Source organism: Providencia sp., from assembly GCF_052096715.1.
GTDB lineage: Bacteria > Pseudomonadota > Gammaproteobacteria > Enterobacterales > Enterobacteriaceae > Providencia.
In genome coordinates this window covers 202,586-216,646 of sequence record NZ_JBQDNB010000001.1, presented here as the reverse complement: position 1 = coordinate 216,646, position 14,061 = coordinate 202,586, and the positions used below count along the sequence as shown (strand labels likewise).

The following is a 14,061-nucleotide window of genomic DNA, read 5'->3' as shown; positions in this document are numbered from 1 at the left end:
TTAACATGACTCAAGGCAGTATTACGTGCGATTATTTTCACAACTAAGTTGGTATTTTTTAAGTGAATGGCGGCGCTATCTAGGGGCTATTGGCTTCCTTATTATCATTGCTATCTTACAGCTAGTTCCTCCTCGACTGGTTGGTATTGTTGTGGATGGTATTAGCAAAGAAACCATGACAAGAAACCAATTAATTTCATATGTTGTATTGATGCTGTTTATTGCATTGATCGTTTATGGCCTGCGTTATGTGTGGCGACTTTGGTTGTTTGGCGCATCTTATAAATTGGCAGTTCAATTAAGACAAAAATTCTATCGACAATTAAGTCTTCAAAATCAAGCATTTTATCTTAAATATCGCACAGGCGATCTTATTGCTCGTACGACTAATGATGTTGATAGAGTCGTTTTTGCTGCGGGTGAAGGGGTGTTAACTTTAGTTGATTCCTTTGTGATGGGCTGTGCTGTTTTGATTATGATGAGTGTAGAAATCAGTTGGCAGCTTACATTACTTGCACTAATACCTATGCCTATTATGGCACTAATTATTAAACGTTATGGCGATCAACTACATCATCGTTTTAAACATGCACAAGGTGCATTTTCAACCTTAAATAATCATGCCCAAGAAAGTTTAACCAGTATTCGCATGATCAAGTCTTTCGGTCTTGAAGAAAAGCAATCAAATCAATTTGAGCAGGTTGCAACAGAAGCAGGGCGACGAAACATGCATGTGGCTAAGATAGATGCACGTTTTGATCCAACTATTTTTATTGCTATCGGTATGGCTAACTTGCTTGCGATAGCAGGTGGTAGCTGGATGGTGTTACAGGGAACATTGACACTGGGTGAACTCACCAGTTTTATTATGTATTTGGGACTGATGATTTGGCCAATGTTAGCACTTGCTTGGATGTTTAATATTGTTGAGCGCGGAAGTGCAGCGTATAGCCGTATTCTGAGTCTGTTAGAAGAACCTTTAGTTATTAAAGACGGTTCTCAGTCTTTACAAGAGGAAAAAGGGATACTTACGGCGAATATAAAAGAATTTAGTTACCCTGAAACTTCCAGAGTGGTGCTCAAAAATGTTGATTTTATTTTAAAACCAGGACGATTTTTGGGCTTGTGCGGGCCTACTGGTTCTGGAAAATCTACATTAATAACGCTATTACAACGTCAATTTGATGTTACTCAGGGGGATATCTGTTATCAGAGCATGCCGTTATCTGAGATTCATTTAGATGAATGGCGTGCTCGCCTTGCAGTTGTTAATCAGACGCCTTTTTTATTTTCTGACACTGTAGGCGGTAATATAGCTCTTGGGCGACCTGATGCATCAATAGAACAAATACATGAAGCCGCACGCATTGCTTGTGTGCATGATGATATTTTACGTTTACCGGAAGGTTATCAAACACAGGTTGGTGAGCGCGGCGTTATGCTTTCAGGTGGACAAAAACAACGAATTTCGATTGCGAGAGCCATACTACAAAATGCCGAAATTCTTATTTTAGATGATGCACTTTCTGCTGTTGATGGACAAACGGAGTTCACTATCTTACAAAATTTGAATCGCTGGCGACAAGGTAGAACACTGATTATTAGTGCCCATCGATTATCTGCACTCGTTGAAGCGGATAATATACTCGTACTTTCACAAGGTAGTATTGCCATTCAAGGGGCACATGAGGGGCTAATTAATCAGCCGGGTTGGTATACGGATATGTATCGTTATCAACAAATTGAAGCGGCTTTGGATGGTGATTTATGAGCCAAAAAAAATCACTATGGCCGGCTTTAAAACGCTTGTTATCTTACGGTAAACCGCATCGCGGCACGATGACTATTGCAATTGCAATGCTGTGGCTTGCTGCTATTGCTGAGGTGAGTGGTCCATTACTCGTTAGCTATTTCATTGACCACATGGTTGCTAAAAAACAGATAATTATGCCATTAGCAATATATATGGCGGTGGGCTTTATCTTGTTACAAGTGATTGCTGCCTTATTACATTATTATCAAATAATATTATTTAATAAAGCATCAGTTGGTGTTGTTCAAACATTACGAGCAGAAGTCATGAATGCTGCACTCAGGCAGCCATTAAGTGCTTTTGATAAACAGCCTGTTGGACAAATTATTTCTCGCGTAACCAATGACACTGAGGTGATTAAAGATCTTTTTGTGATGGTTGTTCCCACAGTGTTTCGTAGCTTAGCGTTGATTTGTGCCATGTTAGTAGCCATGTTCTCATTGGATTGGCGAATGGCATCTGTGGCTGTGATGATTTTTCCAGCTGTATTTATTGTCATGATTGTTTATCAGCGCCTAAGTACACCGATAATTCGACGGGTAAGATCTTATCTTGCAGATATAAATAATGGTTTCAATGAAGTCATTAATGGTATGACGGTTATCCAGCAATTTTTACAGCAGGCAAGGTTTGGCGCTAAACTTCAAGATGTTAGCCAACAGCATTACTTAGCTAGAATGAAAGCATTAAAATTGGATGGATTGTTATTGCGTCCATTACTCAGCTTATTTTCGGCTATGGTTCTGTGTGGATTACTGCTGCTATTTGGTTTTGAAGGTTCCACAACAATCGGTGTTGGTGTCCTCTATGCATTTATTAATTATTTAGGCCGATTGAATGAACCATTAATTGAGCTAACTTCTCAGCAATCTATGTTACAGCAAGCTGTGGTGTCGGGAGAGCGTGTCTTTGAATTGATGGATAGTCCTAAACAGGAATATGGAGAAAGCATTGCGCCATTGCAAAATGGCTCAATAGCAATCAATCATCTGACATTTGCTTATCGTGATGACAAAACGGTTCTTAACGATATTAATCTTAATATTCCTGAAAATAATTTCGTGGCATTAGTTGGTCATACCGGAAGTGGTAAAAGCACCATCGCAAATTTAATTATGGGATATTATCCTTGGCAGCAAGGTGAAATCTTATTGGGTGGGCGCGATTTGAATTCGTTGTCTCATCAGATCCTACGTAATGATATTGCGATGGTGCAACAAGATCCAGTGGTACTGGCGACATCATTTTTTGATAATGTAGCATTAGGACGAGATGTCACCCAAGAAAAAGTGTGGCAGGTATTGGAAACTGTGCAATTGGCAGAGCATGTTCGCTTACTTCCTGAGGGGCTTGATACGCTACTCGGAGAGCAAGGTAATACACTTTCTGTTGGGCAGAGGCAGTTGTTAGCGATGGCTCGAGTGCTTGTTATTACACCTAAAATTTTAATTTTAGACGAAGCCACTGCAAATATTGATTCAGGTACGGAGCAGGCGATTCAAAAAGCGCTACGAATGATCCGCAAAACGACGACATTGGTAGTGATAGCGCATCGATTATCGACAATTGTAGATGCAGATCAAGTGGTCGTGCTTCATCGTGGTGCAATCGTAGAGCAAGGAAATCATGCTCAACTTTTGCAGCAAAAAGGTCGCTATTATCAAATGTACCAATTACAACAGGTCGGTGAATTGTTGGATTCTCGTGATGAAATTGAACCTGAAATGTTACTAACTTAACTGTTATTGCACTCTAATAATGCATTTTAAAAGGCTATCCAATTGGATAGCCTTTTGTTTTTTTGTTATCCATTGAATTATAAAGATAATTATTCTTGGCATGTTATTTGCTCAATGACTTATGCAGTTAAACAGGGGTAGTGAGTTTATTGGATATCTAAATTATTGGAGAGGAAATGAAATATATCATCGCAATCATTAAACCGTTCAAATTAGATGAAGTTAGGGAGGCACTTTCTGATATTGGTATACAAGGACTCACCATTGCAGAAGTGCGAGGTTTTGGTCGACAAAAAGGGCATTCAGAATTATACCGTGGAGCAGAATATACGGTGGATTTTTTGCCTAAAGTGAGAATGGAAATCGCCGTACCCGATGAGCTTGCTGAAGCCGTTATTGAATCAATAGAAAAAACAGCAAATACGGGGCAAGTGGGGGATGGAAAAATATTCGTCCTACAACTCGAGCAGGCTGTCCGTATTCGGACGGGTGAAAAACAAGACGATGCACTTTAGGAGAATGAAAATGGGTAAATGGTTTCAATACTTATATTTGCTAATACTAGGCAGTTTTCCAATCAATGTGCTTGCATCTGGGGAGAGTCTTGATAAGGCAGATAATGCTTTTATGATGATTTGTACCGCACTAGTTATATTCATGATAATGCCAGGGATCGCACTATTTTATGGCGGGCTACTCAGAAGTAAAAATGTGCTCTCACTTATGGCACAAACTACGGTGATCCTTGCTTTAGTTTCTGTTATTTGGGTTATCTATGGTTATAGCCTAGCCTTTAGTGAAGGTAATAGCATCTTCGGTGGCTTCAGCCAATTTATGTTAAAAGACATTACGGTTGATAGCTTGTCTGCGACTATTCCTCAATTTGTTCACGTTGCATTTCAAGGCGCTTTCGCTTGTTTGACTGTTGCGCTTATTGTCGGTGCTTTAGGGGAAAGAGTTAAATTTTCAGCCATACTAATTTTCACCCTTATTTGGACGACTTTTGCATATATCCCAATGGCTCATATGGTATGGGGCGGTGGGCTACTCGCACAAGATGGCGCGCTTGATTTTGCTGGTGGTACTGTTGTACATATTAATGCTGCGGTAGCTGGTTTAGTTGGTGCTTACTTACTCGGTAAACGTACTGGATTTGGTCGAGAGGCGATTAAACCGCATAATTTGCCGATGGTATTTATGGGAACTTCGATTCTATTTATCGGCTGGTTTGGTTTTAATGCGGGGTCTGCTGGAAGTGCAAATGGTGTTGCTGCATTAGCGTTCGTTAACACGGTGGTAGCGGCTTCTGGTGCAATATTATCATGGACATTAGCAGAATGGATTTTTAGAGATAAGCCTTCTTTATTAGGTGCATGTTCAGGATGCTTAGCGGGCTTAGTTGGCGTAACACCTGCGGCTGGTACTGTCGGTGTTGGTGGGGCACTAATTATTGGGCTACTTTCTGGTTTCGCAGGTTTGTGGGGCGTAGTCATCTTGAAACGTTGGTTAAAAGTTGATGACGTTTGCGATGTATTTGGTGTGCATGGAGTTTGTGGCATCGTAGGTTGTTTGCTTACTGGTGTATTCACCGCGGCATCTCTCGGTGGTACTGGCTTTGCAGAGGGGGTGACAATGATGAAGCAAGTTGGTATACAGGCATTCAGTATATTGGTTTGTATCATATGGACAGCCGTCGTTGCCTATATTGCCTTCACTATTGCCGATAAAATCGCAGGTTTGCGGATCAGTGTAGAACAAGAGAGAGAAGGTTTAGATATCACTTCACATGGTGAAAGCGCTTATAACTAATCTTAGTATATTTAGTTAATCGCACTCAGTTAATGGCCGCAATAGTTTGCGGCTCATTTTTTTTCATTGTACTAAGGTAAGTGATTGCTTACTTTTATTGCGGCGATGTCACATTTGCCTTTCTTTTTCGAATAACACCTTCTTGCACTGCTGTTGCGACTAAATCCCCTTGAGGGTTATAAATCTGTCCTTTTACAAATCCTCGCCCCCCTGAAGCCGAAGGGCTTTCAACTGCATACAGTAACCAGTCATCTATTTTAAATGGGCGATGGAACCACATTGAATGGTCGATAGTAGCAACTTGTAAATCACGTTCCATAAATCCGCGACCATGGGGTTGTAAGGCAGCGGGTAGAAAATTGTAATCAGACGCATAGCCTAATAAATAATGATGCAATGATGGGATGTCAGGTAATTGACCTTTTGCTTTAAACCAAATGTAGCGGAAAGGTTCTTGGGGCGCACTATCAAATGGGCTGTAGAACTCAACCGGGCGAAATTCAAAAGGTGTTGGACGTAAAGCGTATTTTTTGACGGATTCAGGCAGTTTATCCGCTAAACTTTGAATAATGACATCTTGTGAAATCAGTTGTGAAGGAGCAGGAACATCAGGCATCAAATTTTGGTGACTGTAACCTTCTTCTTGTGACTGAAATGAAGCCGTCATAAAAAAGATAGGCTTGCCATGTTGTATTGCACTGATACGTCGAGTGCTAAAACTACCGCCATCACGCAAGATTTCTACATCGTATACAATCGGGCGCATGCTATCGCCAGGACGTAAAAAATAACTGTGAAAAGAGGTGATTACTCTGTCATCAGGAATAGTTTGTTTAGCGGCATACATGGCTTGACCAACAACTTGCCCACCAAAAACCTGAGGTAAACCAAGATCTTCACTTTGTCCTCGAAAAATACCTTCTTCAATTTTTTCAAGTTCAATTAGATTGATTAGATTCTGTAATTCTGGGCTCATAGTGACCTTAGACATGATTAAAAAATATCAGATGGCGGTATTTTCCCATTATTTTCAGGAAATAGGTAGATGCGTTCTATTAAGATAGCTTTAAATTCACTTTTGGTTACAATTTGAAATACTATTTCATTATTTTATTTATATTCGCTATACTTTTTTGATTGTTTTAATGAGATGTTCCATATTAATGTTAAATATTAATAATAATTCTTCAGTAATTTATTGTTTTATAGGTGATTATAATGAAACTACATCACTATATTGCTAGCTTACTTATTTTGTTTTTCTTAGCAGGCTGTGAAGGAAACTTAACAAAGCCGAATGAGAAAATGTTACATGGCAAAAGGGATCATGGCACTCAAAAAGTGGATTCTGGTAAAATAGATGGCAAGGTGAACATTGTTAAAAATACTAAGCTACCTGAGAGTGCAGTGTTAACTATTACATTAGCAGATACTTCGATGATGGATTTACCTGCACTGATCTTGTCACAAAAGTATTATACAGAGTTAAATAATCGGCAATCGATACCCTTTGAGCTCACTTATCTGAAAAATGAAGTTCGACCTGATGCTACGATAACGATAAGTGCATCAGTGAGTGCAGATGGTCAGCTTTTATATCTTTCTAATACGGTTATTGAAGTGATTAATAATGGAATAGATAACAATGTCGATGTGCTGGTAGTTCCTGCTAACTAATTAGTTTATAAGCCACTTAGCGATTTCATCATGAGTCATTTCTAGCTACGCTTTACTTGTTGTATAGATTAGGATTATCTGTGCAATAAAACAGCATTCAGTAGGTGCTTCCTTGCTATTTCACTGCCTATCAAGCATAATGCCCATGCTTTGAAAAAAGCACTCAATGGGGACTCTGTTGGTTCTCCCGCAACGCTAACTTGTTAACTTGGTCAGGTCCGGAAGGAAGCAGCCATGGCAGGGGTCGTGTGTGCCGGGATGTCGCTGGCAGAGTTCCCACCCAACTGATAATTGCCTCTTTCATACTAAATTCCCTACTTCTTATATAAAAATTTGCCATCTGGTGTTCACCCACTTAGACTTTATTTCTGCTACCCGCTAAAGACTATCGGTATAAAACAATATTTATATTTATTACACTAAAATTGATTATTTACTTATAATTGAAAGATAAAAGTGAAAGGATATTTATATTTGAATAATCGCATTAAATGTTAAATTAGCATTAAGTAGTTATATATGAGAAATATAATGGTGAGCAGTGATGTAAATTAACATTATGTAATGCTAAATTTTAGGTATAAGGAATTCAGTCGAGCCGATAAGTATGTTACCGGCTATAACTATTTACTAACTGTGTGTGTTTGTAAGATATTATCTAACAAATTTCCAAACGGATGGCGGTATTTTATCGTAAAGTTTATTCATTGTGAGTTCTGCAAGACGGTGGTCTGCTGCTGAATAAAATAACTCTAACTCATCCTCAGATAGTTCGTATTTATTTTTTTCAATGACACGCTCAAGTGTTTCAATTGTTGTGCATTTTCTTAAACGCATCAGATAATCAAATTTGGTCATAACGCCCTTTCTTTTATGAAAAAAAACTTTATAACATATTATGTTATAGTTTGCTTATAGGTAAATGATATCTTTATGTTTTACTGGCTAGACATTTTAAATCATCATCTAGAACAGAGACAATGTTTTGATTCATACTTTCCCAGTCAATAATCTCACTAAGCGTTATTACAGGGCTACCGAATAAATTATATGTCTCATCAAGATATTCTTCAACTAATGATATAACGAGGTTTTCTTTTGGGTATTTGATTTTAAATCGCCAAACAAAAGACGCAATATGTTCAATGAGCTCATTGAGGTTTGCGCTTTGTTGAGAACTGAGATCGTTTATCCAATGGGTATTCGTTTTTTGTAAGCTTAGTATCGCATCTCGATTTAAGCTGTTACACAAATACTTTAACTCTGCTATATCATGTTTTTTGGGTGAATATTCATCCATAATCACCTCCGCTGGCGAATCTGACCTTTGCTATGTGTATTTCTATATCAATAATAATATAATGTTAACTAAATAAAAGCACCAAAGTTCAATATAAAAATATAGGAATTAATATATTGATAAATATAAGATTATTACTATTCAGGTGAATTTTAAAGATTATCAATAAATATATAAGTAATATTCAAATACGGGCCGGCAGCTCAAGCTGTATCGCCTCGCCGAAGATAATAGCATTATTATTGCATAAGTCACCATCCAGTCACTACTTTTTTCTGATTCATTAGTTGCCAATAGACAGTTTTTATTTTTAGTTTTGACTAAACTCAACTTTATGAAAGGTTTAAGTTGCCTTAACCTAATTGTACATTTTAGTACAAAGAAAAAAATTTTTTAAACTAAAGGTGTGGTGAGTAAAAGCTTGTTTGATATTTTAATAATTGATCTTCAACGATGGAATAAAATGAAAATAATTAAAGATTAATAATAAAACGTCCCTGCTGATCTCGTGGGCAGGGACTTTGTTTTGTGATAACACATTTTATAAATATAAGTTTAGGGTGACACCCGGTTTCAAATCAGCCATTTTGACACCAGAGTTCCAATTCATTAAATCATTGAGTTTAATACCATGACGTTTGGCAATGCTGTAATAAGAGTCACCTTTTCTCACTTTATATACTTGTGTTTTACGATTGTTTGCCCTTGGCATCGGACTTTTTACTTTTAGAACTTGTCCTGGAGCAATACGGCTAGCTGTTTTAAGTCCATTGAGCTGTTGAAGATTTTTAACCGTCATATTGTGTTTTTTTGCAATACTGGCTAATGATTCACCTTTGCGGACTTTATAGTTAAGGCTTTTAGCTTGACGAGATGAATTGTTTTGGCTAGCTAAATTGTTTTGATGTGCAGTTCGATTTTGTTGGTTTTGCGCCGCAGCAAGACGAATATTATCGAGTACATCTTGATCAGATAATGAAACTTTAAATTGTTCAGCTTTTGCTGTTGGTAACATTATATAATGCGGACCATTAGGCGAGGTAATTCCCCGTGTATATCCTGAATTATAAGTTTTAATCGATTCCTCAGTAAGGCCTGTTAATTCAGCCGCTTGAGTTAATGTTATTTGTTGCCCAACATCAATTTGAGTTAATGCTCTATTTTTATTACTTGTTGGTAAGGTAACTTGATATTTTTCAGGCTCTCTTAATACTTGGCTTAGTGCTAAGATTTTTGGCACATATTGTTTTGTTTCTTTAGGCAAAGAAAGAGACCAGAAATCAGTAGGCAGTCCTGCCGCTTCATTCTTTTTAATCGCGTTCATAACACAGCCTTCACCACAATTATAAGCGGCTAAAGTCAGTTCCCAGTCATGACCAAACATGACGTTGAGATTTTCGAGTAAATCGAAGGCAGCATTAGTTGAGGTTAGAACATCTCGGCGTTCATCTACCCATTGGGTTTGTTTTAACCCATATGAGCGGGCTGTGATTGGAACGATTTGCCAAAGTCCTGCGGCTTGAGCGGGAGAGGTGGCTTTTGGGTTAAATGAACTTTCTATAATTGGAATTAAGGCTAATTCCATGGGCAAATTGCGTTCATTAATTTCATCTACAATTAAGTACATATAAGGCTCAGCCCTTACAGTTACATCGTAGATGAAATTTTGTTTAGTTGCGTAATTATTTGCCAATTCCCTAATTTGTGGATTATTAGGAACATTCATTTTCAACTCATCGCTAATGTAGCCCCAAAGGTCATAATCAGCCTTTGGTTGCTGTCTACTTGCAGCCTGGTTATGTGATGCAATAGTTTCTACAGTATGATTTGCTGAAGGCTTGCTCTGCTTCACTTTATTCGGTGCAATTTGGCATCCCGCAAGCAGAACAATGGCGATGAGAGTCGCTATTATCTTCATTATTTTCTATTGTTCTTTATTTTCATGTTTAAAAGTCGAACAATAATACTAATCTCACCCGAAGATGACAATGATTAAACTTCAATATTGATCTTTTAATTGACGTAACAAGGTAAAAACGGCTCTTAATGGTGGATTTGGAATGTTAATCTTTAATTTTTGTTGTAGTTCCGGATTATCACATTGTAGAAAAATATTAATATTTCTCTCTTTTTTCAATAGGCTAGGAAGTGTTGCTTGTTGTTTGGCTCGCGCGGTAGTCACTTCTGTTAAATATTGTGTAATCGCCATATTTTCCGGCCAAATATGATGCGCAAATTTTAGGTTTGATAGCGTATATTCATGGGCACAACATATTAATGTTTCATCAGGTAGGTTGGCAATTTTTTGAATTGATTGGAACATTTGTTCAGGTGTGCCTTCAAAAATACGACCACAACCTGCTGAAAATAAGGTATCACCACAAAATAAATAAGGAGCTTGGTAGAAACCGATATGACCCAGTGTGTGGCCTGGTAGTGCGAGAACTTGAAAGTTAAATTGGCCAATTGTAACGGTGTCACCTTCATTAACTTGTTCTGTTATTCCTTTTGCGATAGTTTCTTTTGGACCAAAAACAGGTAATGTAGAAAACACCTTTAAAAGACCTTTTACACCATCAGTATGATCATTATGGTGATGGGTGAGTAAAATAGCGACAGGGGTTAATTTCTTTGAGGTGATGATTTTAAGAACAGGATCTGCTTGTGCTGGATCAACGATGATACACTGATGTTGGTTATCAGCGAGGACCCAAATGTAATTATCGTTTAACGCAGGGACTCGTATTAATTCCATAATAACCTCGACATTCTACTATTAAAGGGGGATTTCATGAAGCCTGCGCGTATTGAGAAACAATTTCAAATGCCAGTTAGTTGGTCTGATATTCCTTTTGGTGAACAATACCGCCAAGCGTTAGAAAACCAACTTCGTCCTTGGTGGCCTAAAATGTTTGGTTTTCATTTGCTTAAATTAGGTCATTTGAGCGCTGAAATCCAGACTAAAGAGTGCATGATCGCCCATCAATTCAATGTTAGCAATAATGATCCTCGTGCGCAGGTGATTGCTAGCGCTTCTGCGTTGCCTTTTGCGGACAGATCCATTGATGCATGTTTGATGTCCCATTGTTTGGCTTATAGTCATGACCCTCACTGGATTCTACGTGAAGTTGATCGGGTGCTAATGGACGATGGCTGGCTAGTGATTTCTGGATTTAATCCCTTTAGCTTAGCGGGAGTGGCTAAATTAATCCCTGTTCTTCGAAAAAAACAACCTTATTGTAGTCGTTTTTTTCCTTCATTAAGGGTTTTTGATTGGCTTGGTTTATTGAATTATGAGGTGTTATATCATCACAATTGCCAAGTTATCCCGTGGATATCACCTGAACGGCGGCTAAATAAAAATTTGGGGGGAATCGGCGTGATAAGTACCATTGTTGCAAGAAAACGCACTTATCCTTTGACCCCAACACCGCTAAAATTTAAGCAACCTAAAATGAAAATAGGTTCTGCATTGGGCGCTGCCAAAGAGATAAGTAAACGTTCAGACTTTATCAAATAGTGATTTTAATTTTTAGCAGGTTGATAGCCGGTATCTTCTTTAGTTGGCGAAGATGCGGCTAAGCGTGCGAGCTCATCACATTTTTCATTTTCAGGATGTCCTGCATGGCCTTTAACCCAACGCCAATCAATGGTATGACGAACAATTGCTTCATCGAGCCGCTTCCATAAATCGACATTTACGACTGGGGATTTATCTGCTTTTCGCCATTGTTTACGTTTCCAGCTATGGATCCATTGGGTGATACCTTGGCGAACGTATTGGCTATCTGTGGTTAAAATAATATCGCAGGGCCTGGATAGAGACTCTAAGGCTACAATTGCCCCTAGCAATTCCATACGATTATTTGTGGTTAGAAAAAAACCTTCACTGAGTGTTTTTTCATGCTGTTGGTAACGTAAAACAACACCATACCCGCCGGGTCCTGGATTGCCCAAACAAGAACCATCAGTGAAAATTTCTACCTGCTTTATCATTTCTGGTAAACTCTACTTTATTCATTAATTATTAATCATAGTGTGACACAAAAAAACATGATGAGCACGGCGATAACAAGACAAATTGTCCTTGATACTGAAACCACAGGTATGAATAAGCTGGGTGTTCACTATGAAGGTCACAACATTATAGAAATTGGTGCTGTCGAGGTGATTAACCGTAGACTGACAGGACGTAATTTCCATGTTTATATCAAACCTGACCGTTTAGTGGATCCTGAAGCTTTTGAAATTCATGGTATTAGTGATGAGTTTTTACAAAGTCAGCCTGTATTTGCTGATATTGCCGATGAATTCATTGAATTTATTCGTGGTGCTGAGCTGGTGATCCATAACGCACCCTTTGATATTGGCTTTATGGATCATGAGTTTCGTAAGCTTAACCGAGGCATTCCACCAACAGCAGAGTTTTGTACGATTACTGATAGCTTAGTTTTAGCACGAAAAATATTCCCGGGTAAACGAAATAACTTAGATGCACTTTGTGATCGTTATTTAATTGATAACTCAAAGCGTCAGTTGCACGGAGCTTTACTCGATGCTGAGATTTTATCTGATGTTTATCTAGCGATGACAGGGGGACAGACCTCTCTGTCTTTTTCTTTGGATGGCGATTCAGCAAATAATAAAACTGAGCAGGGAATTCAGCGAATTACTCGCCCTACAAGTGGTTTATCTGTGATATATGCTTCTGATGAGGAAATTGTCGCTCATGAGGCACGACTTGATATTGTCGATAAAAAAGGGGGAAAGCCTTGTTTATGGCGACAACCTGTAGATGAAGATGAAAATATACATTAAACATTGATACTGTATTTTTATTCGATGTTGCTGGTTAAATAAGCGATTAAATCGATAAATCAGAATTAAATTCGTATTGAGGCTGTGTTAAGGCTAAAAACTGTTCAACTACGCGATTTTTCAAGAAAAAGTATTGACTGCAACCCGAAGTATTCGTAATATGCTCGACGTTCCCAGTAGGGAACATTCGGAGCGGTAGTTCAGTTGGTTAGAATACCTGCCTGTCACGCAGGGGGTCGCGGGTTCGAGTCCCGTCCGTTCCGCCACATTATAACGCCATGCTATTTATTAGCATGGCGTTTTTTTTTGCGTTTAGAGCATGGTCTGTTGCGTTTTTATTTGCGCTGCCTTGCCTATTAATTGCGGTTATTAATTGATTGTTTGGATATGAAAAGTTACAACATACCAATCAAGAAAATTATTAGCTGAGCGGCGAGTCATATGTGTTATCTGAGAGTGTCGTAGGCTCAAATAATATGTAAACATAAACATAAACATAAACATAAACATAAATAATAAGAAAGTCTGTAGTTTTTCAGGTCTATTGGAAATGAAATTATGTGAGTCACATAATGAATGAAATAATCTTGTTTATTGTGGGGTCTTTGATGTGAATAAGAACTATAATATAAGGCATAGATATTTGGTGGCATGAGTGTGATGGTTGATGATATTGAATAGAAATTTATATTGTTTAATCATTATTTTCTAATTTTGAAATAGAAAGCTATTTTTTATTCCAATTTCTTATTTTATTTGACGTCAATATTAAACTCTAAATAACAGGTTTTCCTATTGTGTCATTTTCCTTTCGCGTCTATATGTATACTTAAGTCAAAAAATATAAGGAGTGAAATTCCCCCATCTAAACCATGATATGAAAATATCGGGTAATAGCCATTTTC

13 protein-coding genes, 1 tRNA gene and 1 other RNA gene are annotated in these 14,061 nt (G+C 38.0%); 9 read left to right on the top strand and 6 right to left on the bottom strand.

Annotated elements, in window-relative coordinates:
- Positions 1 to 25 precede the first annotated feature (25 nt).
- The 4 genes from ACTH6U_RS01005 to amtB all read left to right on the top strand — a co-directional run bounded on the left by ACTH6U_RS01005 (position 26) and on the right by amtB (position 5,361).
- A complete protein-coding gene (locus ACTH6U_RS01005; protein ID WP_441831403.1) occupies positions 26 to 1,771 on the top strand; it encodes a SmdA family multidrug ABC transporter permease/ATP-binding protein in 1,746 nt (581 codons plus the stop codon).
- On the top strand, positions 1,768 to 3,552 hold the full coding sequence (locus tag ACTH6U_RS01000; protein ID WP_294108479.1) for a SmdB family multidrug efflux ABC transporter permease/ATP-binding protein: 1,785 nt from the start codon (positions 1,768 to 1,770) through the stop codon (positions 3,550 to 3,552). The genes ACTH6U_RS01005 and ACTH6U_RS01000 overlap by 4 nt, the downstream gene beginning before the upstream one ends.
- Positions 3,553 to 3,728: 176 nt before the next feature.
- A complete protein-coding gene (locus ACTH6U_RS00995) occupies positions 3,729 to 4,067 on the top strand; it encodes a P-II family nitrogen regulator (protein ID WP_294108480.1) in 339 nt (112 codons plus the stop codon).
- 10 nt (positions 4,068 to 4,077) lie between these two features.
- Positions 4,078 to 5,361 carry an ammonium transporter AmtB gene (gene amtB / locus ACTH6U_RS00990; RefSeq protein ID WP_434720769.1) on the top strand — a complete coding sequence of 428 codons (1,284 nt, stop codon included), beginning with the start codon at positions 4,078 to 4,080 and terminating at the stop codon, positions 5,359 to 5,361.
- 94 nt (positions 5,362 to 5,455) lie between these two features.
- Here amtB and tesB read toward each other — a convergent pair whose 3' ends face one another.
- On the bottom strand, positions 5,456 to 6,337 hold the full coding sequence (gene tesB / locus ACTH6U_RS00985) for an acyl-CoA thioesterase II (protein WP_294109124.1): 882 nt from the start codon (positions 6,335 to 6,337) through the stop codon (positions 5,456 to 5,458).
- Between the two features lie 242 nt (positions 6,338 to 6,579).
- Between tesB and ACTH6U_RS00980 the strand changes: the two genes are divergently transcribed.
- Both ACTH6U_RS00980 and ffs read left to right on the top strand, forming a co-directional pair.
- Positions 6,580 to 7,038: a YbaY family lipoprotein gene (locus ACTH6U_RS00980; protein ID WP_294108484.1), complete on the top strand. Its 459-nt coding sequence runs from the start codon at positions 6,580 to 6,582 to the stop codon at positions 7,036 to 7,038.
- A 176-nt stretch (positions 7,039 to 7,214) separates the two neighbouring features.
- Positions 7,215 to 7,311: signal recognition particle sRNA small type (gene ffs / locus ACTH6U_RS00975), an RNA gene on the top strand.
- Positions 7,312 to 7,692: 381 nt separating this feature from the next.
- Here ffs and ACTH6U_RS00970 read toward each other — a convergent pair.
- From ACTH6U_RS00970 to gloB, 4 genes are all read right to left on the bottom strand, one after another.
- Positions 7,693 to 7,896, bottom strand: coding sequence for an HHA domain-containing protein (locus ACTH6U_RS00970; protein WP_068439370.1), 204 nt, complete (start codon positions 7,894 to 7,896; stop codon positions 7,693 to 7,695).
- Between the two features lie 73 nt (positions 7,897 to 7,969).
- Positions 7,970 to 8,338: an Hha toxicity modulator TomB gene (gene tomB, locus ACTH6U_RS00965; RefSeq protein ID WP_294108494.1), complete on the bottom strand. Its 369-nt coding sequence runs from the start codon at positions 8,336 to 8,338 to the stop codon at positions 7,970 to 7,972.
- Between the two features lie 541 nt (positions 8,339 to 8,879).
- Positions 8,880 to 10,256 (bottom strand): murein transglycosylase D, encoded by a 1,377-nt coding sequence (gene mltD, locus ACTH6U_RS00960; RefSeq protein WP_441831402.1) that lies wholly within the window; start codon positions 10,254 to 10,256, stop codon positions 8,880 to 8,882.
- 81 nt (positions 10,257 to 10,337) lie between these two features.
- On the bottom strand, positions 10,338 to 11,093 hold the full coding sequence (gene gloB, locus ACTH6U_RS00955; protein ID WP_336430921.1) for a hydroxyacylglutathione hydrolase: 756 nt from the start codon (positions 11,091 to 11,093) through the stop codon (positions 10,338 to 10,340).
- 36 nt (positions 11,094 to 11,129) lie between these two features.
- Between gloB and ACTH6U_RS00950 the strand changes: the two genes are divergently transcribed.
- On the top strand, positions 11,130 to 11,858 hold the full coding sequence (locus ACTH6U_RS00950; RefSeq protein ID WP_441828693.1) for a class I SAM-dependent methyltransferase: 729 nt from the start codon (positions 11,130 to 11,132) through the stop codon (positions 11,856 to 11,858).
- Between the two features lie 5 nt (positions 11,859 to 11,863).
- Here the strand turns inward: ACTH6U_RS00950 and rnhA are convergent, their stop codons facing one another.
- Entirely contained in the window at positions 11,864 to 12,334 is a 471-nt protein-coding gene (gene rnhA / locus ACTH6U_RS00945; RefSeq protein WP_294108502.1) for a ribonuclease HI, read from the bottom strand.
- Between the two features lie 60 nt (positions 12,335 to 12,394).
- Here rnhA and dnaQ point away from each other — a divergent pair, with 60 nt between their 5' ends.
- Together dnaQ and ACTH6U_RS00935 are read left to right on the top strand one after the other, a co-directional pair.
- Positions 12,395 to 13,156, top strand: a complete 762-nt coding sequence (gene dnaQ, locus ACTH6U_RS00940; RefSeq protein ID WP_294108504.1) for a DNA polymerase III subunit epsilon — start codon at positions 12,395 to 12,397, stop codon at positions 13,154 to 13,156.
- Between the two features lie 189 nt (positions 13,157 to 13,345).
- Positions 13,346 to 13,422: transfer RNA gene (locus ACTH6U_RS00935), tRNA-Asp, on the top strand.
- The last annotated feature ends 639 nt before the right edge of the window (positions 13,423 to 14,061 follow it).